The organism is Massilia sp. 01N417 (genome assembly GCF_056399645.1).
Genome location: NZ_JBFTRS010000002.1, coordinates 339,241 through 360,303, shown reverse-complemented (window position 1 = coordinate 360,303; position 21,063 = coordinate 339,241). Strand labels below are relative to the sequence as shown.

Here is a 21,063-nt window from a genome sequence, read left to right as displayed (position 1 = left end):
CCTACCAGCGCTCCCGCTTCGATTGCCGCTTGCGCGCCGCCGCATTCTGTTGCTGCAGCAGGGAATCGACGCGCTCGGAAGCTTCGCGCGCCAGTTGCTGGGCCAGCTCGATGCTGGGGAAGAATTCCGGCATCCGATAACCCAGCCAGGCATAGGCCGAGTACATGCGGCAGGTGTCCTCGACTTCCTGCAGGTTCTGCCAGAACAGTTCCTGCGGGTGAGGCTGCAGCTTGCAGATCTTGCGCTTCGCCAGCGACTGCGCCCAGTGGCTCCAGGCGCTTTCCAGGGTCGGGACGCGGGTCGAGATCGGCACCAGGGACATCGTGAACTTTTCGGCCACGCTCAGGTCGAGGGTATCCAGCCATTCGGCGCGCTCGTTCTGCTCCTCGGTGATGCGCGGGTAAAAAAAGCCGTCCGGGACATCGATGTTGTGCACGAAGCGCTTCAGCAGTTTCACCAGCGAGGTCTCGCCGGTTACCGACGATATCCTGTGCAATTGCTCGATTGACGGTGCCACCGCGAAGCCGCTGGCTCTTACTGGCGGGATCTTTTCCTTCATTAGTGAGCGCATGATGTCGTGCGTCTCGTCGTCGTAGCCGGCCACGAAACCTTCTTCATGCACGCCGTAGCGCCCTGCCCGTCCGGCGATCTGCTTGGCCAGCGCGGCCGAGATCTCTTCCTCTTCGACACCGTTGTACTTGACGGCCGTCGTCATCACGATGCGCTGGATCGGCATGTTCAAGCCCATGGCAATGGCATCGGTGCCGACCACGATGTCGGCCTGGCCTTCGCGGAAACGCTCGGCCTGGGCACGCCGCACTTCCGGCGACAGGTTGCCGTAGACGGTCGCCACCGACAGGCCCATCTCCGTGATCATGTCCCGCCACATCAGGACATTGCGGCGCGAGAAGGCGATGACGGCGTCGCCGCGCCGCAGGTTCTTCAGCCTGCGCACCGCGACCGGTTCCATCGACAGCGGCGCCTTGCGCTTGAGCACGTGCACTTCGAGCGGGCACTCCAGCCTGTCGGCCAGGGCCTCGATCGCGCGCCGCGCTTCCGGCGCCCCGACCAGGTAGACGACCGACGCCGGCGCCCCGCACACGGCCGCGGTCCAGGCGGCGCCACGGTCGCGGTCGGCAAGCATCTGGATCTCGTCGATCACCGCCACCTCGACCCTCGTCTTCGTATCCAGCATCTCGACGGTGCTGGCGACGTGGGTCGCGTTCTCGGCCAGGCGCCGCTCCTCGCCCGTGACCAGGCTGACGGCCAGCGGCTCGCCGTCTTCACGTATGACGCTCTGCAGGCGCTCGTAGTTTTCCAGCGCCAGCAGGCGCAGCGGGGCGAGGTAGACGCCGCTTTCCGCCTGGGCCAGGTGTTCCATCGCGCGGTGGGTCTTACCGGAATTGGTCGGCCCCAGCAGGGCGATGAAGCGGCGCGCCATCTTGCTGGCGACTTCGAAGGATTGCGGGTACTCGGCCAGGTTGATGCTTTCCTTGGTGCGCGCGGCGTGGCGCTCTTCCTGGTCGCGCTCGACGGCGTGTTCGAGGCGCTGGCGGATGCGCTCGAACACGTACTCGGCCGGCTCGGAGGTCTCCAGTTCTTCCAGCACGTGCAGGAACAGCATCGGATCGAAGCCCGCTTCCTCGCACCGGTCGGCGATGTCGCGCACGAATTCCTCGACTTCCTGGTTCAGGTCGTCGATGGTGTCGCGGGTCGCGCGTTCTTCGATGAGTGCGCGGCGCGCGCCGAGGTCCATCTTGCGCCACTTGCTCGGCTTGGCCAGCACGCCACGCGCCGGCACCAGGCGGTAGTCGACGTGCAGGCCGTCCACGCGCACCGCGCCGTTGAGGCGCAGGAAGACGCGCCCTTCCATCCTGACCAGCTCGACGCCGCGCTGGGCCAGCTTCAGGTCGTGTTCGAGGAAGTTGTCGTCGTACTCGGTATCGTCGGCGTTGTCGTTGGCGGGGTGACGGGAAGGGTGTTGGCTCATGTTTTTTTATGCACAGGCTTGGGTTGAGTCCAATATAGCGCGGTTGGCACGCGGGCCACGTTCGGCAAGGCACGGAATGAAAAAGCGTGGGCGGGGGCCGCCCACCCTGCCGGTTTGAATCCCGTAGGGTGGGCGGCCTCCGCCCACGCATGTCGATCAGAGAAAAAGCGGCTTGTTACGCAGCCACGCCCGCCTCATGCGCCTGCTGGTCCGCATGGTAGGACGAACGCACCATCGCGCCCACGGCCGCGTGCACGAAGCCCATCTCGTAGGCCTTCTCTTCGAACATTTTAAAAGTGTCCGGGTGCACGTAGCGGCGCACCGGCAGGTGCGAGTTCGACGGCGCCAGGTACTGGCCGATGGTCAGCATGTCGATGTCGTGGGCGCGCATGTCGCGCATGACTTCGAGGATTTCCTCGTCGGTCTCGCCCAGGCCGACCATCAGGCCGGACTTGGTGACGGCGTTCGGGTACTTCTTCTTGAAGTCGCGCAGCAGCACCAGCGAGTGCTGGTAGTCGGCGCCCGGGCGCGCTTCCTTGTACAGGCGCGGCACGGTTTCCAGGTTGTGGTTCATGACGTCCGGCAGGCCGTCGGCAAAGATGTCCAGCGCCTTTTCCAGGCGGCCGCGGAAGTCCGGCACCAGCACTTCGATCTTGGTGTTCGGCGACAGGGCGCGGGTCTTCTGGATGCACTCGACGAAGTGGCCGGCGCCGCCGTCACGCAGGTCGTCGCGGTCGACCGAGGTGATCACCACGTAGGACAGGCGCAGGTCGGCGATGGTCTTGGCCAGGTTGCCCGGCTCGTTGACGTCCAGCGGGTCCGGACGGCCGTGGCCGACGTCGCAGAAGGGGCATCGGCGGGTGCACTTGTCGCCCATGATCATGAAGGTGGCGGTGCCCTTGCCGAAGCATTCGCCGATGTTCGGGCAGCTGGCTTCCTCGCACACCGTCACCAGGTTGTTGGCGCGCAGGATGTCCTTGATCTCGTAGAAGCGCGAGGAGGCGGTGGCGGCCTTCACGCGGATCCAGTCCGGCTTCTTCAGGCGCTCGTGCTGCTCGATCGGTACGATCTTGATCGGGATGCGCGACGTCTTGCTCGCGCCTTTTTGCTTTTCGCTGGCGTTGTAGGCAGCTGCTGCGGCGGTGCCGGTTTCGATTTCGGAAGTCATGTGCTCTTTACCCAGGGAGGGTTTCGGTTGGTTTGTTCGTTGCGGCCGGAATGTCGTCCGCGGACAGGTGCCGGACCAGGGCCTGCGCCAGGGCTTGCTGCACGTCGTGGAGCGGCGCTTCCACGCCCATGCTGCGCATGTCCACCGTGGCCAGTCCGGAATAGCCGCAAGGGTTGATCCAGGTGAAGGGCGCCAGGTCCATCGCCACGTTCAGCGACACGCCGTGGTAGGTGCAGCCGTTGCCGCGCACTTTCAGGCCGAGGGCGGCGATCTTGGCGCCCTTGCTCGGTCCATCGGCCATGTAGATGCCGGGGGCCCCTTCGACCCGTTCGCCCGCCAGATTATACGCCGCCAGCACATCGATGACCGCCTGCTCGATCTTGTTGACGAACTGGCGCGCGTACAGCTTGCCGCCCGGCTTGTTGCGGCGCAGGTCCATCAGCAGGTAGATCACGACCTGGCCGGGACCATGGTAGGTCACCTCGCCGCCGCGGTCGGTCTGCACCACGGGGATCCCGTGCGCGCTCAGGATATGGCCGGGATCGGCGCCCAGGCCGAGGGTGTACACCGGCGGGTGCTCGACGATCCAGAGCTCGTCGGGGGTATCGGGCGTGCGCGCGTCCGTGAAGGCACGCATGGCGGCGAAGACGGTGTCGTAATCTGCGCGGCCGAGCTCACGGAGGGCAGGGCGGTTCGCTGGCATGGAAACTGTGGGGACAGGAATGGAATGCCTCGACATTATAAGCCAGCCTCATGTCCCGTGCCGGCAAGCCCCCTGTTCCTGTTGCTTAAAGCACGACTTTGACCATCGGATGCGCGGACAGCTCGGTGTACAGCTTGTCCAGCATCTCGCGGCTGGTGGCGCGCACGGTCACGGTCAGGCCGGTATACGCGCCTTTCGACGACGGACGCACTTCCATCTTGCCTTCATGGAAAGTCGGGTCGTGCAGGACGATCAGCTCGAGGATGGTGGGGGCGAAGGCCTCATGCGTCGCGCCCATCACCTTGATCGGGAAATCGCTGGGGTATTCGATGAGGGATTCTTTCGGGTCCATGGGCACTCCTGTAAAACCTGCATTGTAGCCAAAGTCCCCGACATGCGCCGGAAGGCGCTCCGGGAACGGCGGTGGCGCGTTCCCGGTGGGGATTACGCGGATCAGCGGTCCGAATGGCGCTCGCGTTCTTCGCCGCCGCGCTTGCGCTCTTCGGCGCGCGGGTTGGACGCATGCGGCGGCGCGCTGGCCTGGACCGGCGGCGGAGCAGGGCGCGCCACCGGAGCCGGGGCGGCGGCCGGCGCAGGAGCCGGTGCGGGCGGCGGCGGCGGCGCCGCACGCTGCGGCGCTTCACGGACACGTTCCTCCTCACGGTGCGGACGCTCGACGCGCGCTTCCGTGACCGGCCGCGGCGCCGGCTGGGGCGGCGCCATCACGGGGGCCTGCTGGACCGGCGCGGCCGGCATCACGGCCGATACCGGTGCGGGTGCCGGGCGGCGCTCGTGCGGCTCGCTGTTATCGCGGCGTTCGCGGCGCGGCTCGTCGCCATCGCGGCCCTCACGGCGATCGCGGCGGCCTTCTTCCCAGTCGCGGCGTTCCTGGCGCTGCCAGCCCGGCGCGGCCGGCTGCGCCCCCTGCAGCTGCGGACTGTTGGCCGTCAGCGGCTGCGGCGCCGGCGAGATGTGCGGCGTCGGGCTGACCACCGGCTGCGGCTGGGCCGGCACCGGCAGCGGCACCAGGCCGGGCGCCTGCTGCTGCACGGCGCCGTGCTGCGTCTGCACGTTCGGACGCTGGCGCACGAAGCCGTCGCGCTCGATGCGGGCGGTGTCGATGCGCTCCGGGCGGCCGTTCACATTGCGATCGGCGCGCTCGCGGTCCGGGCGGTTCGGCTCGACTCGGTTCGGCTCGATGCGGTTCGGCTCGATGCGCTCCGGGCGGCCGTCGCCGTTGCGGTCGGCGCGGTTCTGGAAGCGGTCGGGGATCCCGTCACCGTTGCGGTCGCCGCGGTTGGCTTCGAGGCGGTCCGGACGGCCATCGTGGTCGCGGTCGACATTGCCGCCGCGGTGAGGCCGGTTGGGCGGGGCGGGCGGCGCGCCGGCCGCCGGGATGCCCAGGTTCTGGCCGTTGTGCACCAGCGCCGGCGGCACGGTGGCGATCGGCGCCTTCGGCACGTTGACCCGGCCGCCGGGGCCGAAGCGGTCGCGCGGCACCACGGTCAGGCCCTCCGGGCGGTAGTCGCGGCCGCGGCGCGGATCGGGCCGCACGTGATTGTTCAGCCAGCGCAGGCGGTCCTCGGACACGTGGTAGGAGGGCACGTAGCGGTCGTGCGGCGACAGCGGATACCAGCCGAAGCCCGGACGGCGGCTGCGGTCGCGGAAAGTGATGTTCCAGTCGGCGCCGCCGACCCAGCCGACCAGGGCCGGCGCCCATACCGGACGTTCGACGCGGCCGCCCGGTGCCCAGGCCCAGCGGCGGTTCACGTAGACCCAGCGGCCGTAGTGGAAGGGCGCATAGCCCCAGGGCGCATTGTCGACCCAGGTCCAGCCCCAGGGATCGATCCAGGTCCAGCTGCCGTCGCGGTAGGGCACCCAGTCGGCGGCGACCGCCGGGATCCACAGCGGGCCGTATTCGCTGTCGCTGCGCCAGTTGCCGTAGCGGTCGAGGTCTTCGTAGCCGGTCATCTCGGACGTCACGTAGCGTGCCGAGGTGGCGTTGTCCTCGATGCGGTCGCGCGAGAACGACCAGCTGTCGAAGGCGTCCTGCACGGCGCCGGCGGTGCGCATGTCGTCCTCGGTGACCTCGAGGCGCTTGCCGGCCCGCACCGCCAGCTGGGAGCCGGCGGACTCGACCACGGCGACGCCGTCGAACACGTTCACCGTGCTGGTGTCGCGCACGCGCTCGGCGTCGATGCGGAGCCGGCCCGGCTGCTGCATGCGCACGCGCGCCTGCGGGGTGAGCACTTCGAAGCCGCGCAGCACGTCCGGGTTCAGGATGCGCACGCTGGCGCTGCCGTAGTGCAGGCGCAGGCGGATGCTGTCGTCATCCAGTTCGATCACTTCGAGCGAGGAATCGCCGTCCAGGCGGACCGAGGTCGAGCCGACCCGCAGTTCGGTGCGGGCGCCGGGCGCGGTCGTGATCATATTGCCCGTGGTGACCGGCCAGTTGACCTGGGCCTGGGTCATCTCGCCGCCGACGTCGCCGCCGATGCCGACCGAACCCTGGGTCAGCGCAACGCGGCCGACGCGAGCCGGCGGATCGTCCGCGGCCACGGCCAGCGCGGAAAAGGTGGTGAAGGCCAGCAGCACGGCCGTCTTCAGGATCGGATTGGACATCGCGACGTCTCCAGCGTGAACTGTTATTCGGTTATACCCCGGGTTTACCCTGTAATAACGCATCCGGGCGCGGAACGACGACCATCGTTACAAATCGTTGCGAAATAGTTATTTCGACATGGAGATCATGCATGGGCGCGTTTTACCAGGAACAGCAGGCAACCCATGACGACCAGCACGGCGCCGAAGAACCGGTTCTGCATCTTGACCGCGTGCTCGTCGCGGAAGAAACGCTGCATGCTCGAGGCCAGGAAGGCGTAGCCGTGCATCACGGTGGTGTCGATGGCGACCATGGTCACGCCCAGGATCGCCAGCTGCAGCAGCATCGACCCGTCCTTCGAAATGAACTGGGGCAGCACCGCGACCATGAAGATGATCCCTTTCGGGTTGGTGGCATTGGTCAGGAAGCCGGTCAGCACGCGACGGCCGAACGGCGGATGGGCATCCAGCCCGGCGGCGGAGACGTCGGTGGCCCGGGCTTTCGAGCGCCACTGGCCGATGCCGATCCAGATCAGGTACAGGGCGCCGGCGATCTTGACCGCGGTGAACGCGGATGCCGAGGCCAGCACCAGCGAGCCGACGCCGGCGCCGGCGATGACCAGCACCAGGATCAGGCCGAGCTGCAGGCCCAGCACGGTGGCGCTGGCTTTCTTGAGGCCATAGGCCAGGCCGTGCGACATCGACAGCACGGCGCCGGAGCCGGGCGACAGGGCGATCAGGATGCCGGCGATGACGAACGCGATCCAGGTGGAAAAAGGCATGGGGGAATTCGGGCGGGTGGGGAGAGGCGGGGGTGCGGAATGCGGAAACGGGCGTGGCGCGCAGCGGCCGGCATGGCGCCGGGCTGCGGCCATGCCACGGGAACAGCTTACTTCTTCTTCGGGTTGACGGCGGCCTTCAGGGTCGCACCGGCAGCGAAACGCGGGGTCTTCGACGCAGCGATCTTGATCACTTCGCCGGTTGCCGGGTTGCGGCCTTTGCGGGCAGCGCGCTTGGTGACCGAGAACGTGCCGAAGCCGGTGATACCGACCGTGTCGCCCTTTTTCAGGCGCTCGGTGATGATGTCGATGATGGTGTTCACTGCTTCGTTCGCAGCGGCACCCGACATTTCGGTACGCTTCGCAAATTCAGCGATCAGTTCGCCTTTTTTCATAAATCCTCCGGGTTGAAAGAGCCGGAAGATTAGCATAATTAATTGCCCTGTGTAATCTATTAACAGGGCGTACGTAAGCCGTACGCCCTGTCGCCACAGGCTTCCTGCGTTTTCGGCAGGTTCAGGCGGGCACGGCGGGAGCCTCCTGCACAGCCAGTCGGGTGCGCAGGGCGGCGTTGATCAGGGTCTGGTAGCCGGTGCCGGTGCGCTCGGCGCGCGAGCGGAACTCGTCCAGCACCTCGTCGTCGAGGTAGATCGTGATGCGGGTCTTGCGCTTCGGCGGACGGGCACGGCGGCGCGGCGCGACCGGCAGATCGAGTTTGGCGAAATTCGCGAGGTTCGTGGTCATGGCATCTCCTTCGGTCGGCAAGGCTGCTGTACCGCAGCCAATGTTGGCACTATACGTACGGCGCCGGGGCCCTTCCGCCGGAAAGCGACGAGATGCAGATTTCCGGGGATGAAACGCAAATAACGCGCCTGAACCGTGTGAAGAAGCTGTGATGCCTCAGTTAAGATGTGGCCATATTGATATTGGGAGCAAGACAATGGCTGCAGGTAGTTTGCTGGCATTAATCGACGACATTGCGAGCGTCCTCGACGACGTCGCCCTGATGAGCAAGGTGGCGGCCAAGAAGACCGCCGGCGTGCTGGGCGACGACCTGGCGCTGAATGCCCAGCAGGTCACGGGCGTCAGCGCCGACCGCGAACTGCCGGTGGTGTGGGCGGTGGGGGTGGGCTCGCTGAAGAACAAGGCGATCCTGGTGCCGGCGGCGCTGGCGATTTCCGCCTTCATCCCGTGGGCGATCACGCCGCTGCTGATGGTGGGCGGCGCCTATCTCTGCTTCGAAGGCTTCGAGAAACTGGCCCACAAATTCCTGCACAGCGAAGCCGAGGACGCCGCCCACGAAGAAGAACTGGCGCAGGCGCTGGCCGCCAACGCCGACATGCGCGACGTGGAAAAGGAGAAGATCAAGGGCGCGGTGCGCACCGACTTCATCCTGTCGGCGGAGATCATCGTGATCGCGCTGGGCGTGGTCAACGAGCAGGGCGCCTCCTTCGGCGCCCAGGTCGCGGCCCTGGTGGCGGTGGCGATCGCGATGACGATCGGGGTCTATGGCGTGGTGGCCGGCATCGTCAAGATCGACGACCTCGGCCTGTACCTGAGCCGCAAGAGCGGCGCCGCCGCGCGCGCCATCGGCAATCTGCTGCTGGCCGCGGCGCCGCGCCTGATGAAGGCGCTGTCCGTGATCGGCACCGTCGCCATGTTCATGGTCGGCGGCGGCATCATCGGCCACGCCTTCGAACCGCTGCACCACCTGGCCGAAGGCGCGGCGCATGCGGTGGCCGGGGTGCCGGCGATCGGCGGCCTGCTGGCGGCCGTGGCGCCGACCTTGATCGATGCCGTGGCCGGGGTGATCGTCGGGGCCGTGGTGCTGCTGGGGGTGAGTATTTTCCAGCGCTTGCGCGGCAAGCACTGAGCCATCTCCCGCGAACATAGTTACGTCGTCCCCGCCTTCGCGGGGACGAGTTAGCGCGAAAACGACGGGCTAATCACTCCCTTACACCTTCCTGACATGCGCCCCCTGTTGCGTAATTACATCTGCGCAACTTGGGTTAATTGACAACGGTAAACATGCCGGACAGTATCGTTGTTGAAAAGCGCATCCCAACAAGAAGGAACAAGAGATGAAACAACGATTTGCACCGGAAAAGACCGTACTCGCCTTATCGATTGCCTCGCTGTTTGCCGGCGCCGCCGCGCAGGCCCAGGAAACAGGGGACGCCGCCAGCCCCAGCGCCACATCCGGCGGCACCGCCACCGTGGTGGTGACCGGCACCCGGGTGGCCAACCGTACCGCCCTCGACACCGCCTCGCCGGTGGACATCATCTCCGCCGAGTCCCTTAAAACCACCGGCTCCACCGAACTGAACCAGGCGCTGTCGACGGCCCTGCCTTCGCTGAACTTCCCGCGTCCCTCGCTGACCGACGGCACCGACACCATCCGCCCGGCCACCCTGCGCGGCATGGCGCCGGACCAGTCGCTGGTGCTGGTCAACTCGAAGCGCCGCCACGCCTCCTCGCTGGTCAACCTGAACGGCAGCATCGGCCGCGGCTCGGCCTCGGTCGACCTGAACACGATCCCCTCGAGCATGGTCAAGACGATCGAGGTGCTGCGCGACGGCGCCGCCGCCCAGTACGGCTCCGATGCGATCTCGGGCGTGGTCAACGTCCGCCTGCGCACCGACCGCAGCGGCGGCGAAGGCACGGTCGTGTACGGCGTCCACAAGACCGAATACGACCTGCTGAACGACGTGGCCCCGGCCGGTGCCTCCTGGACCGCGCCGAACTCGCGCAAGCGCACCGACGGCCAGACCGCCACCGTCAGCGCCTGGAAGGGCCTGCCCTGGGGCGAAACCGGCTACATCACCCTGGCCGCCGAATACAAGAACCAGGAACACACGGAACGCGCCGGCTACGACATGCGCCAGCTGTATCCGAAGGTCGGCACCGCCTACGATCCGCGCGAACTGACCATCAACCGCTTCGACGCCTGGTACGGCGAGCCCGAGGTCAAGCAGTCGACCCTGTTCGTCAATGCCGGCAACAACATCACGGCCGACGTCAAGGTCTACGGCTGGGCCAGCTACCAGAAACGCGACGCCCGCTCGGCCGGCTATTTCCGCACGCCGCAGGATGCGCGCAACATCCCGTCGATCTATCCGGACGGCTTCCTGCCGATCATCGCGCCGACCGTCGACGACTACAGCGCCGCCGCCGGCACGACCTGGACCGCCGGCGACTGGGACATGGACGCCTCCATCGTCTACGGCAAGAACAAGCTGAGCTACGAGATCCAGAACACCCTGAACCGCTCGATCGGCCCGACCAGCAAGACCGTGTTCGACGCCGGCGGCTTCGGCTACGACCAGACCGTGCTGAACCTGACCGGGGTGCGCAAGGTGGACGCCGGCGGCCTGGCCTCGCCGCTGAACGTGGCGGTCGGCATCGAGGCGCGCCGCGAAGGCTACCAGCTGAACGCCGGCGAACCGGATTCCTACCGCTACGGCGGCGTGGTGCTGGCCAACGGCACCCCGGCCGCGCCGGGCGCCCAGGTGTTCCCGGGCTTCCGTCCGGCCAACGCCACCGACGCCAGCCGCAACGCGGTCGGCGCCTTCGTCGACCTCGAAGCGAACGTCACCGACCAGCTGCTGGCCTCGGTTGCGGTGCGCGGCGAGCATTACTCGGACTTCGGAAACAACCTGTCCGGCAAGCTGTCGGCGCGCTACGATTTCAACAAGACCTTCGCCCTGCGCGGCGCGGTGCAGAACGGCTTCCGCGCGCCCTCGCTGCAGCAGCAGAATTTCACCTCGACCTCGACCAACTTCATCAACGGCGTGCCTTTCGAGATCACCACCTTCAAGCCGACCGATCCGGTCGCGGTGGCGCTCGGCGCCAAGCCGCTGAAGGCCGAGAAGTCGACCAACTTCTCGCTGGGCGCGGTGATGCGCCTGGATCCGCTCACGCTGACGGTGGACGCCTACCGCATCAACGTGAGCGACCGCATCATCCTGTCGGAGAACCTGACCTCGGCGGCGGTGCGCGACTACATCGTCTCGCGCGGCTTTACCGGCGTGGGCGGCGGCCGCTTCTTCATCAACGGCGTCGACACCAAGACCACCGGCGTCGACATCGTCGCCAACTACCCGCTGAACCTGGGCGCCAGCGGCCGCTTCGACTTCACCCTGGCCGGCAACTTCAACAAGACCGACGTCACCAAGGTGCCGACCACCGCCCAGCTGGCGGCCCTGAACCCGGCGCCGGTGCTGTTCGACCGCCTGAACGTGCTGACCCTGGAGAAGGGCCAGCCGAAGAACAAGATCACGGCAAGCGTGAACTGGAAGCTGGCGCAGTGGGGCGTGACCGCGCGCGCCACCCGCTACGGCGAAGTGCTGTCCCCGGGCACCACCCAGGCCTTCGACTTCCTGATCCATCCGCATACCATCGTCGACCTCGAGGCGCGCTATGCCGTCACGCCGAAGCTGAGCCTGGCCCTCGGCGCGGACAACCTGTTCGACCAGTACTCGGAAACGCTGCCGCCGTCGCTGAACACGACGAGCAACACGCCGTTTGCGAACTACACGCCGTTTGGCACGGGCGGGCGGTATGTCTACGCTCGGGCCAACTACACCTTCTGACGTGTCATCGTCATCCGGCGTGTAAACGTCATTCCCGCGCAGGCGGGAATGACGTGTGCCGCCGCCTTTTCCCCATCTCGCTTACACTCCCCTCAAGCGATCACCCACGGCGGCACAGCATCGCCCCCAGCGCCAGCCCGACACCGAATGCGCCATACACCACGGCCAGCGCCGGCGGCGACAGGTGTTTTTCGTAGCCGGGCTTGAGCCGGTCCGGCGTCAGCTGGTAGTCGACGAAGCAGGCCACGGCCGAGGCCGCGGTGCCGACGCCCAGCGTGAGCGCGGGCTTGTTGCGGTCGAGCACGTCGCCGCACAGGCGCTCGAAGATCACCGACCAGAACGTCGCGCTGCCGTGATGGATCAGGTAGCCGGGCAGGGTGTAGCGCGCCGACAGTTCGTGGTGATCGGCTGCGCTGTCGCCCCAGATCCAGTGGCTGACGGCATTGGTCGGCGCATAGGCGCTGCCGGCTTCGCGCTTGCCGAGCGCGGCCAGCGCCGCGGTCGACAGCAGGCTGGAAGTGACGCCGCCGACCAGGCCGCGCTGGAATGCAGTTTTCCATGGTTCCATATCGTCCTCGATGCAAGAAAGCTCAGTACAAGAAAGGTAAGTGAATGCGGATTCTGCTGACCGGCGCAAGCGGATTCATCGGGCAACACCTGCTGCAGGCACTGCTGGCGGAAGGCCATGAGGTCGTCTGCGCGGTGCGCCGGGTAACAAAGACCGACGATCCGCGCCTGTCCTTCATCCATGCCGACTTCACGAAAGATACCGATAAATCCGCCTGGCTGGCGCGCCTGTCGGGCATCGAGGCCGTGATCAACACGGTCGGCATCTTCCGCGAAAGCGGCGCCCAGACCTTCGACAGACTGCACGTGCAGGCCCCGCGCGCGCTGTTCGCCGCCTGCGCCGAATCGCATGAAGTGCATATGGTCGTGCAGCTGTCCGCGCTGGGTGCCGACCAGGAGGCCGATACCGCCTATCACCTGTCGAAGAAGGCCGCCGACGACTACCTGGCCTCGCTGCCGGTGCGCGCCGCCATCGTCCAGCCCTCGCTGGTCTACGGCAGCGACGGCGCCAGTGCGCGCGTGTTCAAGGCGCTGGCTTCGATGCCCTTCGCGCTCCGTTTCGGCGACGCGCCCCAGCTGGTGCAGCCGGTCCACGTCGACGACGTGGCCGCCGCCATCGTCGCCCTGCTGCGCCGGCGCCTGTATCTCGACCAGGACCAGGATCACGAGGGCGGCACCCGGCGCATCCCGCTCGTCGGCCCCGAGGCGCTGCCCTTCACCGGCTACCTGGCGGCCCTGCGCGCCTCGATGGGCATGGGACGGCTGCGCGTGCTGCGCCTGCCCGGCGGCATCGCGCGCGGGCTGGCCCGCTTTGGCCGCTGGCTGCCGGGCGGCCTGCTCGATCCGGAAGCGCTGCGCATGCTCGACCGCGGCAACAGCGGCGACCCCGGACCGCTGCTGCGCCTGCTGGGACGGCCGGCGCGGCCGATCGCCTCCTTCGTGCTGGAGCCGCGCGCCGAACGTGCGCGCGCAAAGCTGGACTGGCTGCTGCCGATCCTGCGCATCAGCATCGCGCTGGTGTGGATCGTCACCGCCATCGTCTCCGCCTTCGTGTATCCGGTGGCGGACAGCCATGAGCTGCTGGCCCGCACCGGCATCCCGCAAGCATTGCGGCCGCTGATGCTGTACGGTGCCTCGGCCTTCGACCTGTTGCTGGGCCTCGGCATCCTGGGCCTGAAACGCCGGCGCTGGCTATGGCTGGCGCAATTAGGCCTGATCGGCTTCTATACCGTGGCGATCGCGTGGAAGCTGCCCGAATTCCTGGTCCACCCCTACGGGCCGCTCACCAAAAACCTGCCGATGCTGGCCGCGATCTGGCTGCTGTACCAGCTCGAAGATGAGGAAACATGATGGACTACGTCGTCGTCAAATGGCTGCACATCCTGTCGTCGACCTTCCTGTTCGGCACCGGCATCGGCTCGGCCTGGTACATGCTGTTCGCGAACCTCAGCCGCGACGTGCGCGCGATCGCCGTGGTCAGCAAGTACGTGGTGATCGCCGACTGGCTGTTCACGGCCACCACCGCGATCCTGCAACCGGCCACCGGCTTCGCCATGATCCACCTGGCCGGCTATCCGCTGCATAGCAAGTGGATCATGTGGTCGCTCGCGCTCTACGCGATGGCCGGCGCCTGCTGGCTGCCGGTGGTGTGGCTGCAGATGCGCCTGCGCGATATCGCGGCGGAGGCCGTGCGCAGCGGCGCCGCGACCTTGCCGCCGCTGTACTGGAAGTACTTCAGGACCTGGGTCGCGCTGGGGGTGCCGGCCTTCATCGCCTTCGTCTTCATTTTCTGGTTCATGGTCAGCAAGCCGGTCTAGAATGCGGGATCTCTTTTCCAAAGGATGGTCATGTCCCGCATTGGTCTCGGTCTTGCCCTGGTTCTCGCATCCGGCAGCGCATTCGCTGCGCCTCCGGCCTGGGTCGCGCGCAGCGACGCCTACACCCAGCCGGTCCTGGAGGACACCGGCAAATACCACCCCGAGGATTCGACCTCGCTGGGCGACGAAAGCTTCGACACCATGGTTGCCGACTACAAGCCGCGCGACTACGAGCGCGAACTGGCCGACACCGAAAAGCGCCTGCTCGAACTGCGCCGCCAGCGCGCCGCCGAGAAGGATCCGAAGGTGGGGCAGGACCTCGACATACTGATCGACTCGCGCGAAAAGCAGATCGCCTCGATGAAGCTGGAGCGCCAGTACCTGCTGGACTACACCAATGTCGGTGAGCTGGTGTACGGCGGCCTGCGCGCCCTGCTCGACCCGCGCAACAAGCCGGAGCGCCAGAAGCTGGCCCTGGTGCGCCTGAAGCGCTACGCCGGCAAGGAGAGCGGCTACACGCCGATCGCCACCCTGGTGCGCGCACGCACCGAGGAGCGGCTGGCGAACAGGTCGCTGATCGGGCCGTATATCGGCGAGGTCGAGGATGGGCTGAACAACAACGCCACCTACCTGGACGGCATCGAAGACCTCTTCAGGAAGGCCAAGCTCAGCGGCTGGGAAGCCGACTTCGCGGCGCTGCGCCAGCAGGTGAACGACTACGACGCTTTCGTGAAGAGCCGCATCCTGCCGCGCGCACGCAAGGACGTGCGGCTGCCGGAAGCGGTGTATGTGAACCGCCTGCGCAACGTCGGCGTCGACATCGCGCCGGAGCAGATGATCGAGCGCGCCAGCTTCGACTTCCAGGAAGTGCGCGACCAGATGCAGGTGGTGGCCAACACCATCGCCGCCCAGCGGGGCCTGAAGTCCGGCGACTACCGCGACGTGATGCGCGAATTGAAGAAGACCTCGATCCCGCCGGACCAGCTGCTGTCCTTCTACCGCGAGCGCCTGAAGGACATCGAGGGCATCATCCGCCAGCACGGGCTGGTGACCCTGCCCACGCGCGACGCGAATATCCGCACCGCGACCCCGGCCGAGGCGGCGCGCACGCCGGCGCCCTTCATGAACCCGCCGCGCATGATCGGCAATACCGGGGAATACGGCGAGTTCGTGATTCCGCTGTCGAACCCGAACGCGAAGTCGAAGGAAAAGATGAACGACTTCGACTTCGCCGCGATGTCCTGGACCCTGGCCGCGCACGAGGCACGTCCCGGCCACGAGCTGCAGTTCGCGTCGATGGTGGAGCAGGGCATGTCGGTGGCGCGTGCCCGCTTCGCCTTCAACAGCACCAACGTCGAAGGCTGGGGCCTGTATTCGGAAGCGCTGGTGCTGCCGTATATGCCGCCGGAGGGCCAGCTGGTGTCGCTGCATGCGCGCCTGCTGCGCATGGCGCGCGCGATGCTCGACCCGCAGATCAACCTGGGCCGCATGACGCCGGCACAGGCCAAGGATTTCCTGATGAAGGAAGTGGTGCTGTCGGAACCCTTCGCGCAATCGGAAGTGGACCGCTATTCCTTCCGCAGCCCCGGCCAGGCCACCGCCTACTACTACGGCTACGTGAAACTGCGCGCACTGAAGACCCTGGCCGAGATCGAGCTGGGCGAGCGTTTCAATTTAAAAGCCTTCAACGACTTCATCATCGCCCAGGGCATCCTGCCGCCCAGGCTGATGCGCGAAGCGGTGCTGCGCGATTTCATTCCGGCGCAGAAAGCGGTGGTGGCGGCCAACTGATCGGCCAGCCAGGCCGCCACGCGAGCGGTGCGCCGGCGGCCAGATAATCATGCGCAAAATGATCATGATGGCCCTTGCCGGCTATCTGCTGAAAAAAGTGCAGTCGCGTTTCATGAAGCAGACCTACCACGGCAATCCGGTACGCCGCGTGTAAGCACGCCCACGCTTCACACACGGGCTCGTCCTGCCGCGGGACGGGCCTTTTTTTCGTGCGCCGTCCAACTGATCATTGAGTCCACAATGATGTCCCGGCCGTGCGGGCGCCGACGTCCGCAGCCGCAACATCGATGGACGGAGGGCAATGATGCGGGCTTACCAGATTCTTCCCGGCGATGGCATCGACGGGCTGCAGTGCGTGGATTTTCCCGAGCGTGAACTGGGCATGGGCGAAGTGCGCGTGCGCGTGCATGCGGTGTCGCTGAACTACCGCGACCTGATGGTCGCGAGCGGTAACTACCTGGTCACCGTCGACGATCCGATCATTCCCTGCTCGGACGGCGCCGGCGAAGTGCTGGCGGTGGGGGCGGGCGTGAGCCGGGTGCAGGCCGGCGACCGCGTGGCCGCTTCCTTCTTCCCTTACTGGCAGGACGGTCCGACCGGGCCGGACAAGATCCGCCACGCGCTGGGCGGCGACATCGACGGCATGCTGGCCGAGGAAGTGGTGCTGCCCGAAGACGCGCTGGTGAAGATCCCGCCGGGGATGAGCTTCGTCGACGCCTCGACCATGCCCTGCGCCGGCGTGACCGCCTGGAATGCGATCTTCGTATCCAGCAACGAGGTCCGTCCCGGCGACACCGTGCTGCTGCTGGGGACCGGCGGCGTCTCGGTGCTCGGCCTGCAGCTGGCCAGGGCGGCCGGCCTGCGCACCATCATCACCTCGTCCAGCGACGAGAAGCTGCAGCGCGCCCGCGAACTGGGCGCGCATCACACGATCAACTACCGCACCTTCCCGGAATGGCAGGAAGAGGTGCTGCGCCTGACCCACGGCGCCGGCGCCCACGTGGTGCTGGAAGTGGGCGGGCAGGGCACCGTGAACCGCTCGGTATCCTCGTGCGCGATGGGCGGCACGGTCGCCATCATCGGCGGCGTCAGCGGCTTCGGCGGCGAAGTCAATCCGGCCACCCTGCTGGCCAGCGCCAAGCGCATGGTCGGCATCTTCGTCGGCAGCCGGGCCATGCTGGAACAGGTGATGCGCTTCGCCGACACCAGCGGCCTGCAGCCGGTGGTCGACCGCGTGTTCACCTTCGACCAGGCGCGGGAGGCCTACCGCCACATGGAATCCGGCTCGCACTTCGGAAAAGTGGTCATCGCCGTAAGGTAGGGTGGGCGCCCCGCGCCCACGCGTGAAGCTGGCTCAGCGCCGGATCTGCACCAGCTCGATCTCGAACAGCTTCGGCCACAGCTTGCCGGTCACGTACAGCTTGTGATGCTTGCCGTCGTAGGCGATGCCGTTCAGGACCGCATCCACATTGGCCGTGCCGCGCTGGGCCGGCGGCAGCAGGCCGGTGAGGTCGATCCAGCCGACCACCTTGCCGCTGGCGGGGTCGATGCGCGCGATCACGTCCGTGCCCCAGACGTTGGCGAACAGTTCGCCGTCCACCATCTCGAGTTCGTTGAGCTGGGTGATCGGCTTGCCCTCGGCCGTCACGCTGATGCGGCGCCGCTCTTCCAGCGTCTTCGGGTCGAGGATGCGGATCTCGGCGCTGCCGTCGCTCATGTAGACGTTCGTCGCATCGCTGGCCAGGCCCCAGCCTTCGCCCTTGTAGTTGAAGCGGCCCTTCATGGTGAGGGTCTTGGCATCGAAGATGAAGCCGACGTTCGACTGCCAGGTCAGGTTGACGATGGTGTCGCCGACCGGGGTCGAGCCTTCGCCGAAGTATTCGTCGGCCAGTTCCTTCTTCTGCAGCACCTTGCCGGTCTTGAGGTCGACCCGGCGCAGCGAGGACTGGCCCTTCTGGCCGGTGCTCTCGAACAGCTGGCCATCCTTGATGAACAGGCCCTGGGTAAACGCCTGCGGGTCGTGCGGGTAGGTGTTCTTGACCACGAAGCCATACACGGGAATGGCGGCCTGGGCGAAGTTCGCGCCCGCCAGCAGGGCGGCGGCAAGCGCGAAGGATGCGGATTTCTTCAAGGTGGAGACTCCTGGATCGGTGACGGCATAGTATGCCAGCAACGCGCCACCGGCGAGGCGGTTGACCTCGCTCGGGCGCGCACACGGAGCGGCCGCCGATGTTAAGCTCCCGCCATCATGCAAAAGAAAATCCTGACTTACCTGCAGCTGCCGCCCGGCAGCGAAGCACCCGCGCTCGCCCACCTGTCTCCCTTCCTCGCCATCGTGCTGGCCGAGGAAGAGGTCACGGAACTCTGGCAGGCGGAGATCAGCCGCTGGCTGGTGGCGTCCGGCTGCCGTTACCTGCTGGCCTGGGGCAAGGATTGCGAAGCCTGGCACGACATGGTCGAGGATGCGGCGCTGGAAGCCTTCGACTACGAGGACGTCCCCGAGGAGCACAAGGTGATCGCCACCTGGCACGAGGACGAAGACCGCGAAGAGGTGTTCTGGTTCGCCAAGCACCGCGCGGCCCACCCCAGCCACAGCTTCAAGGCCACCGTGATCCTCGATATCTCGGCGCGCAACCGGAAGGACGAGATCGAGGCCGAATACGCGGACGCCTGAACGGCGCCTGGCCGGAACGCGTGCGCGCGCCGCCGGCCCGACGCGGTAGGATGGGCCATGGATACCGACACCAGCACCCCCATCCGCATCGACGTCTGGAGCGACTACGTCTGCCCGTTTTGCTACCTGGAATTGCCTGCCCTGCAGCGCCTGCAGCAAGCGTTCGGCGACCGGATCACGGTGGTCTGGCGCGCCTTCGAACTGCGTCCGGATCCCAAGCCCACGCTCGACCCCGACGGCGAGTACCTGCACAGCACCTGGAACCGCGCTGTCTATCCGATGGCCGAACAGCGCGGCATGCGCCTGAAGCTGCCGCCGGTGCAGCCGCGCAGCCGGCTGGCGCTGGAGGCGGCCGCGTTCGCCGATTCGCACGGGCGCTTCGCCGCCATGCACGAGGCGCTGTTCCGCGCCTTCTTCGAACAGGGGCGCGACATCGGCGACGTCGAGGTGCTGTGCGCGATCGGCCGGGAATCCGGTCTCGACCCCGGCGCCCTGCGCCAGGCGCTGCAGGAAGGACGGCATACGGCCGCGGTGCTGGACGACGAGCGGCGCGCCCAGGCGCTGGGCGTGTCCGGCGTGCCGATCCTGTTCCTGCGCCGCGCCGGCGCGCCCTGGGAGCAGGCCCTGGCGCTGCGCGGCGCCGTCCCTTACGACAGCATCGAGCTGGCCGTCCGGCAGGTGCTGGGACAGCAGCCGTAACGCCGATGCGCGCTTTGCGTTAGCATGCGGTCTGCAATCGCTTCAACACGCTGGAAAAGGAAACCGAATGGACAGTATCGACCTCGAAGTGCTGCACGCCTGCGCGCAATGGATCCGTGACGGCATCCCCTGCGAGTACGTGACCGTGGTGCGCACCTGGGGTTCGAGCCCGCGGCCGGAAGGCGCGACCATGGCGATCCGCGCCGATGGCATGGTGGTCGGTTCCGTCTCCGGCGGCTGCATCGAGGACGACCTGATCGCGGCGGTGCGCGAGCACGGCATCACGCGCACGACGCCGGAAGTGGTCACCTACGGCATTTCGGCCGACGAAGCGCACCGCTTCGGCCTGCCCTGCGGCGGCACCATCCAGCTGGTGGTCGAGCCGCTCGGCCCGCACAGCCGCATGGATGAACTGCTGGCCCTGGCCCAGCGCCGCGTGCTGACCCGCCGTAGCCTGCAGCTGGAATCCGGTGCGGTCGAGCTGTCGGCGGCATCGCCCGAAGACCAGCTGCGCATGGCGGACGGCAGCCTGGTGAGCGTGCACGGCCCGCGCCTGCGCATGCTGATCATCGGCGCCGGCCAGCTGTCGCAGTTCCTGGCCCAGATCGCGGTCGGACTCGAATACCAGGTGACGGTGTGCGACCCGCGCGAGGAATACCGCGGCAGCTGGAGCCTGCCGGGCGTGGAGGTCGTGCATGCGATGCCGGACGACCTCGTGCTCGAGATGAAGCTGGACAGCCGCAGCGCCGTGATCGCGCTGACCCACGACCCCAAGCTGGACGACCTGGCCCTGATGGAGGCGCTCAAGACCGACGCCTTCTACGTGGGCGCGATCGGCTCGCGCGTGAACAATGCGCGGCGCCGCGAACGCCTGCGCGAATTCGACCTGAGCGAAGAACAGATCGCCAAACTGCACGGACCGATCGGCCTGTACATCGGCAGCAAGACGCCCTATGAGATCGCGGTGTCGATCCTGGCCGAGCTGACCGCGGTGAAGAACGGGGTCGCACTGCCGGCCCAGATGTCGGTGGAAGGCGGCAAGCAACTGGCAGGGAAGCTGCCGCCCGATCCGCTGGCCGCCTGAGTCAGGCGTCTCTCAGCAGCAGCACGGCCAGCACCAGCATGGTCGTCCCCGTAAAGGCTTCGATGGCGCGCCACACCGCCGGCCGTCCCAGCACCAAGGCGCAGCGGCGCGCGCCCAGGCCGAGCAGGGAAAACCACAGCAGCGAAGCCGTCATCGCCCCCGCCGCGAAGGCCCCGCGGTGCCCGGCCGCCAGGCTGCCGCCGACCGCGCCCAGCAACACCACGGTATCCAGGTAGACGTGGGGATTCAGCAGCGACATCGCCATCACCGTCACCAGGGCGCGGCGGGCGGTGGACGCCTGCTGTCCCGCAGCCGCCGGTCCGGCACCGGCGCCGCGCCACGCGCTCGCCCAGCAGCGCAGGCCGTACCACAGCAGGAACAGGGCGCCGCCATAGCGCGCCCCCGCCAGCAGCCAGTCCGACGATTCCACCAGCTTGCCGAGGCCTGCCATGCCGAGCCCGATCAGGGTGACGTCGACCAGCACGCAGGCCGCCACCGTCAGCCCCACGTGCCGGCCGCTGACGCCGGTGCGGATCACGTGCGCGTTCTGGGCGCCGATCGGCATGATCAGGCTCGCGCCCATGCCCAATCCCTGTAG

General features: G+C 67.2%; 20 protein-coding genes. 9 read left to right on the top strand and 11 right to left on the bottom strand.

All coding sequences use genetic code 11. From position 1 onward, the window contains the following. Position 1: 1 nt before the first annotated feature. From AC1DOQ_RS03755 to AC1DOQ_RS03720, 8 genes are all read right to left on the bottom strand, one after another. On the bottom strand, positions 2-1,990 hold the full coding sequence (locus AC1DOQ_RS03755) for a helicase-related protein (protein WP_477360398.1): 1,989 nt from the start codon (positions 1,988-1,990) through the stop codon (positions 2-4). Between the two features lie 175 nt (positions 1,991-2,165). Further along, positions 2,166-3,158: a lipoyl synthase gene (gene lipA, locus AC1DOQ_RS03750; protein ID WP_477360396.1), complete on the bottom strand. Its 993-nt coding sequence runs from the start codon at positions 3,156-3,158 to the stop codon at positions 2,166-2,168. A 7-nt stretch (positions 3,159-3,165) separates the two neighbouring features. Beyond that, positions 3,166-3,861 (bottom strand): lipoyl(octanoyl) transferase LipB, encoded by a 696-nt coding sequence (lipB, locus tag AC1DOQ_RS03745; protein ID WP_477360394.1) that lies wholly within the window; start codon positions 3,859-3,861, stop codon positions 3,166-3,168. An 85-nt stretch (positions 3,862-3,946) separates the two neighbouring features. After that, entirely contained in the window at positions 3,947-4,213 is a 267-nt protein-coding gene (locus tag AC1DOQ_RS03740) for a DUF493 family protein (RefSeq protein WP_477360392.1), read from the bottom strand. A gap of 101 nt (positions 4,214-4,314) precedes the next feature. Further along, a complete protein-coding gene (locus tag AC1DOQ_RS03735) occupies positions 4,315-6,483 on the bottom strand; it encodes a DUF6600 domain-containing protein (protein WP_477360390.1) in 2,169 nt (722 codons plus the stop codon). A 125-nt stretch (positions 6,484-6,608) separates the two neighbouring features. Further along, on the bottom strand, positions 6,609-7,244 hold the full coding sequence (locus AC1DOQ_RS03730) for a LysE family transporter (protein WP_477360388.1): 636 nt from the start codon (positions 7,242-7,244) through the stop codon (positions 6,609-6,611). Between the two features lie 107 nt (positions 7,245-7,351). Further along, the gene (locus AC1DOQ_RS03725) at positions 7,352-7,636 is read right to left on the bottom strand and encodes an HU family DNA-binding protein (protein ID WP_322402589.1); all 285 of its coding nucleotides are present in this window, start codon (positions 7,634-7,636) and stop codon (positions 7,352-7,354) included. Between the two features lie 121 nt (positions 7,637-7,757). Beyond that, positions 7,758-7,985, bottom strand: coding sequence for a BrnA antitoxin family protein (locus AC1DOQ_RS03720; RefSeq protein WP_441935172.1), 228 nt, complete (start codon positions 7,983-7,985; stop codon positions 7,758-7,760). A gap of 196 nt (positions 7,986-8,181) precedes the next feature. Between AC1DOQ_RS03720 and AC1DOQ_RS03715 the strand changes: the two genes are divergently transcribed. Continuing rightward, complete coding sequence (locus AC1DOQ_RS03715; protein WP_477360386.1) at positions 8,182-9,114, top strand: DUF808 domain-containing protein; 933 nt, start codon at positions 8,182-8,184, stop codon at positions 9,112-9,114. 208 nt (positions 9,115-9,322) lie between these two features. Next, positions 9,323-11,833, top strand: a complete 2,511-nt coding sequence (locus AC1DOQ_RS03710) for a TonB-dependent receptor plug domain-containing protein (protein ID WP_477360384.1) — start codon at positions 9,323-9,325, stop codon at positions 11,831-11,833. A gap of 100 nt (positions 11,834-11,933) precedes the next feature. On the opposite strand, the gene AC1DOQ_RS03705 is transcribed toward AC1DOQ_RS03710, so the two are convergent. After that, positions 11,934-12,401, bottom strand: a complete 468-nt coding sequence (locus tag AC1DOQ_RS03705; protein WP_477360382.1) for a hypothetical protein — start codon at positions 12,399-12,401, stop codon at positions 11,934-11,936. Positions 12,402-12,445: 44 nt separating this feature from the next. Between AC1DOQ_RS03705 and AC1DOQ_RS03700 the strand changes: the two genes are divergently transcribed. From AC1DOQ_RS03700 to AC1DOQ_RS03685, 4 genes are all read left to right on the top strand, one after another. Further along, positions 12,446-13,750: an SDR family oxidoreductase gene (locus AC1DOQ_RS03700; protein WP_477360380.1), complete on the top strand. Its 1,305-nt coding sequence runs from the start codon at positions 12,446-12,448 to the stop codon at positions 13,748-13,750. Continuing rightward, positions 13,750-14,217: a DUF2269 family protein gene (locus AC1DOQ_RS03695; protein ID WP_477360431.1), complete on the top strand. Its 468-nt coding sequence runs from the start codon at positions 13,750-13,752 to the stop codon at positions 14,215-14,217. The genes AC1DOQ_RS03700 and AC1DOQ_RS03695 overlap by 1 nt, the downstream gene beginning before the upstream one ends. A gap of 30 nt (positions 14,218-14,247) precedes the next feature. Continuing rightward, positions 14,248-16,008: a DUF885 domain-containing protein gene (locus AC1DOQ_RS03690; protein ID WP_477360378.1), complete on the top strand. Its 1,761-nt coding sequence runs from the start codon at positions 14,248-14,250 to the stop codon at positions 16,006-16,008. Between the two features lie 304 nt (positions 16,009-16,312). Continuing rightward, positions 16,313-17,329 carry a zinc-dependent alcohol dehydrogenase family protein gene (locus AC1DOQ_RS03685; RefSeq protein ID WP_477360429.1) on the top strand — a complete coding sequence of 339 codons (1,017 nt, stop codon included), beginning with the start codon at positions 16,313-16,315 and terminating at the stop codon, positions 17,327-17,329. A 33-nt stretch (positions 17,330-17,362) separates the two neighbouring features. Here AC1DOQ_RS03685 and AC1DOQ_RS03680 read toward each other — a convergent pair whose 3' ends face one another. Further along, positions 17,363-18,139 (bottom strand): glutaminyl-peptide cyclotransferase, encoded by a 777-nt coding sequence (locus AC1DOQ_RS03680; RefSeq protein WP_477360376.1) that lies wholly within the window; start codon positions 18,137-18,139, stop codon positions 17,363-17,365. A gap of 117 nt (positions 18,140-18,256) precedes the next feature. Here AC1DOQ_RS03680 and AC1DOQ_RS03675 point away from each other — a divergent pair, with 117 nt between their 5' ends. The 3 genes from AC1DOQ_RS03675 (at position 18,257) to AC1DOQ_RS03665 (ending at position 20,465) form a co-directional block, all read left to right on the top strand. Continuing rightward, entirely contained in the window at positions 18,257-18,682 is a 426-nt protein-coding gene (locus tag AC1DOQ_RS03675; protein WP_477360374.1) for a DUF7684 family protein, read from the top strand. Between the two features lie 57 nt (positions 18,683-18,739). Further along, on the top strand, positions 18,740-19,381 hold the full coding sequence (locus tag AC1DOQ_RS03670; RefSeq protein ID WP_477360372.1) for a DsbA family oxidoreductase: 642 nt from the start codon (positions 18,740-18,742) through the stop codon (positions 19,379-19,381). Between the two features lie 67 nt (positions 19,382-19,448). Continuing rightward, positions 19,449-20,465 (top strand): XdhC family protein, encoded by a 1,017-nt coding sequence (locus AC1DOQ_RS03665; RefSeq protein WP_477360370.1) that lies wholly within the window; start codon positions 19,449-19,451, stop codon positions 20,463-20,465. 1 nt (position 20,466) lies between these two features. On the opposite strand, the gene AC1DOQ_RS03660 is transcribed toward AC1DOQ_RS03665, so the two are convergent. Next, positions 20,467-21,048, bottom strand: a complete 582-nt coding sequence (locus AC1DOQ_RS03660; RefSeq protein ID WP_477360368.1) for a LysE/ArgO family amino acid transporter — start codon at positions 21,046-21,048, stop codon at positions 20,467-20,469. Positions 21,049-21,063 lie beyond the last annotated feature (15 nt).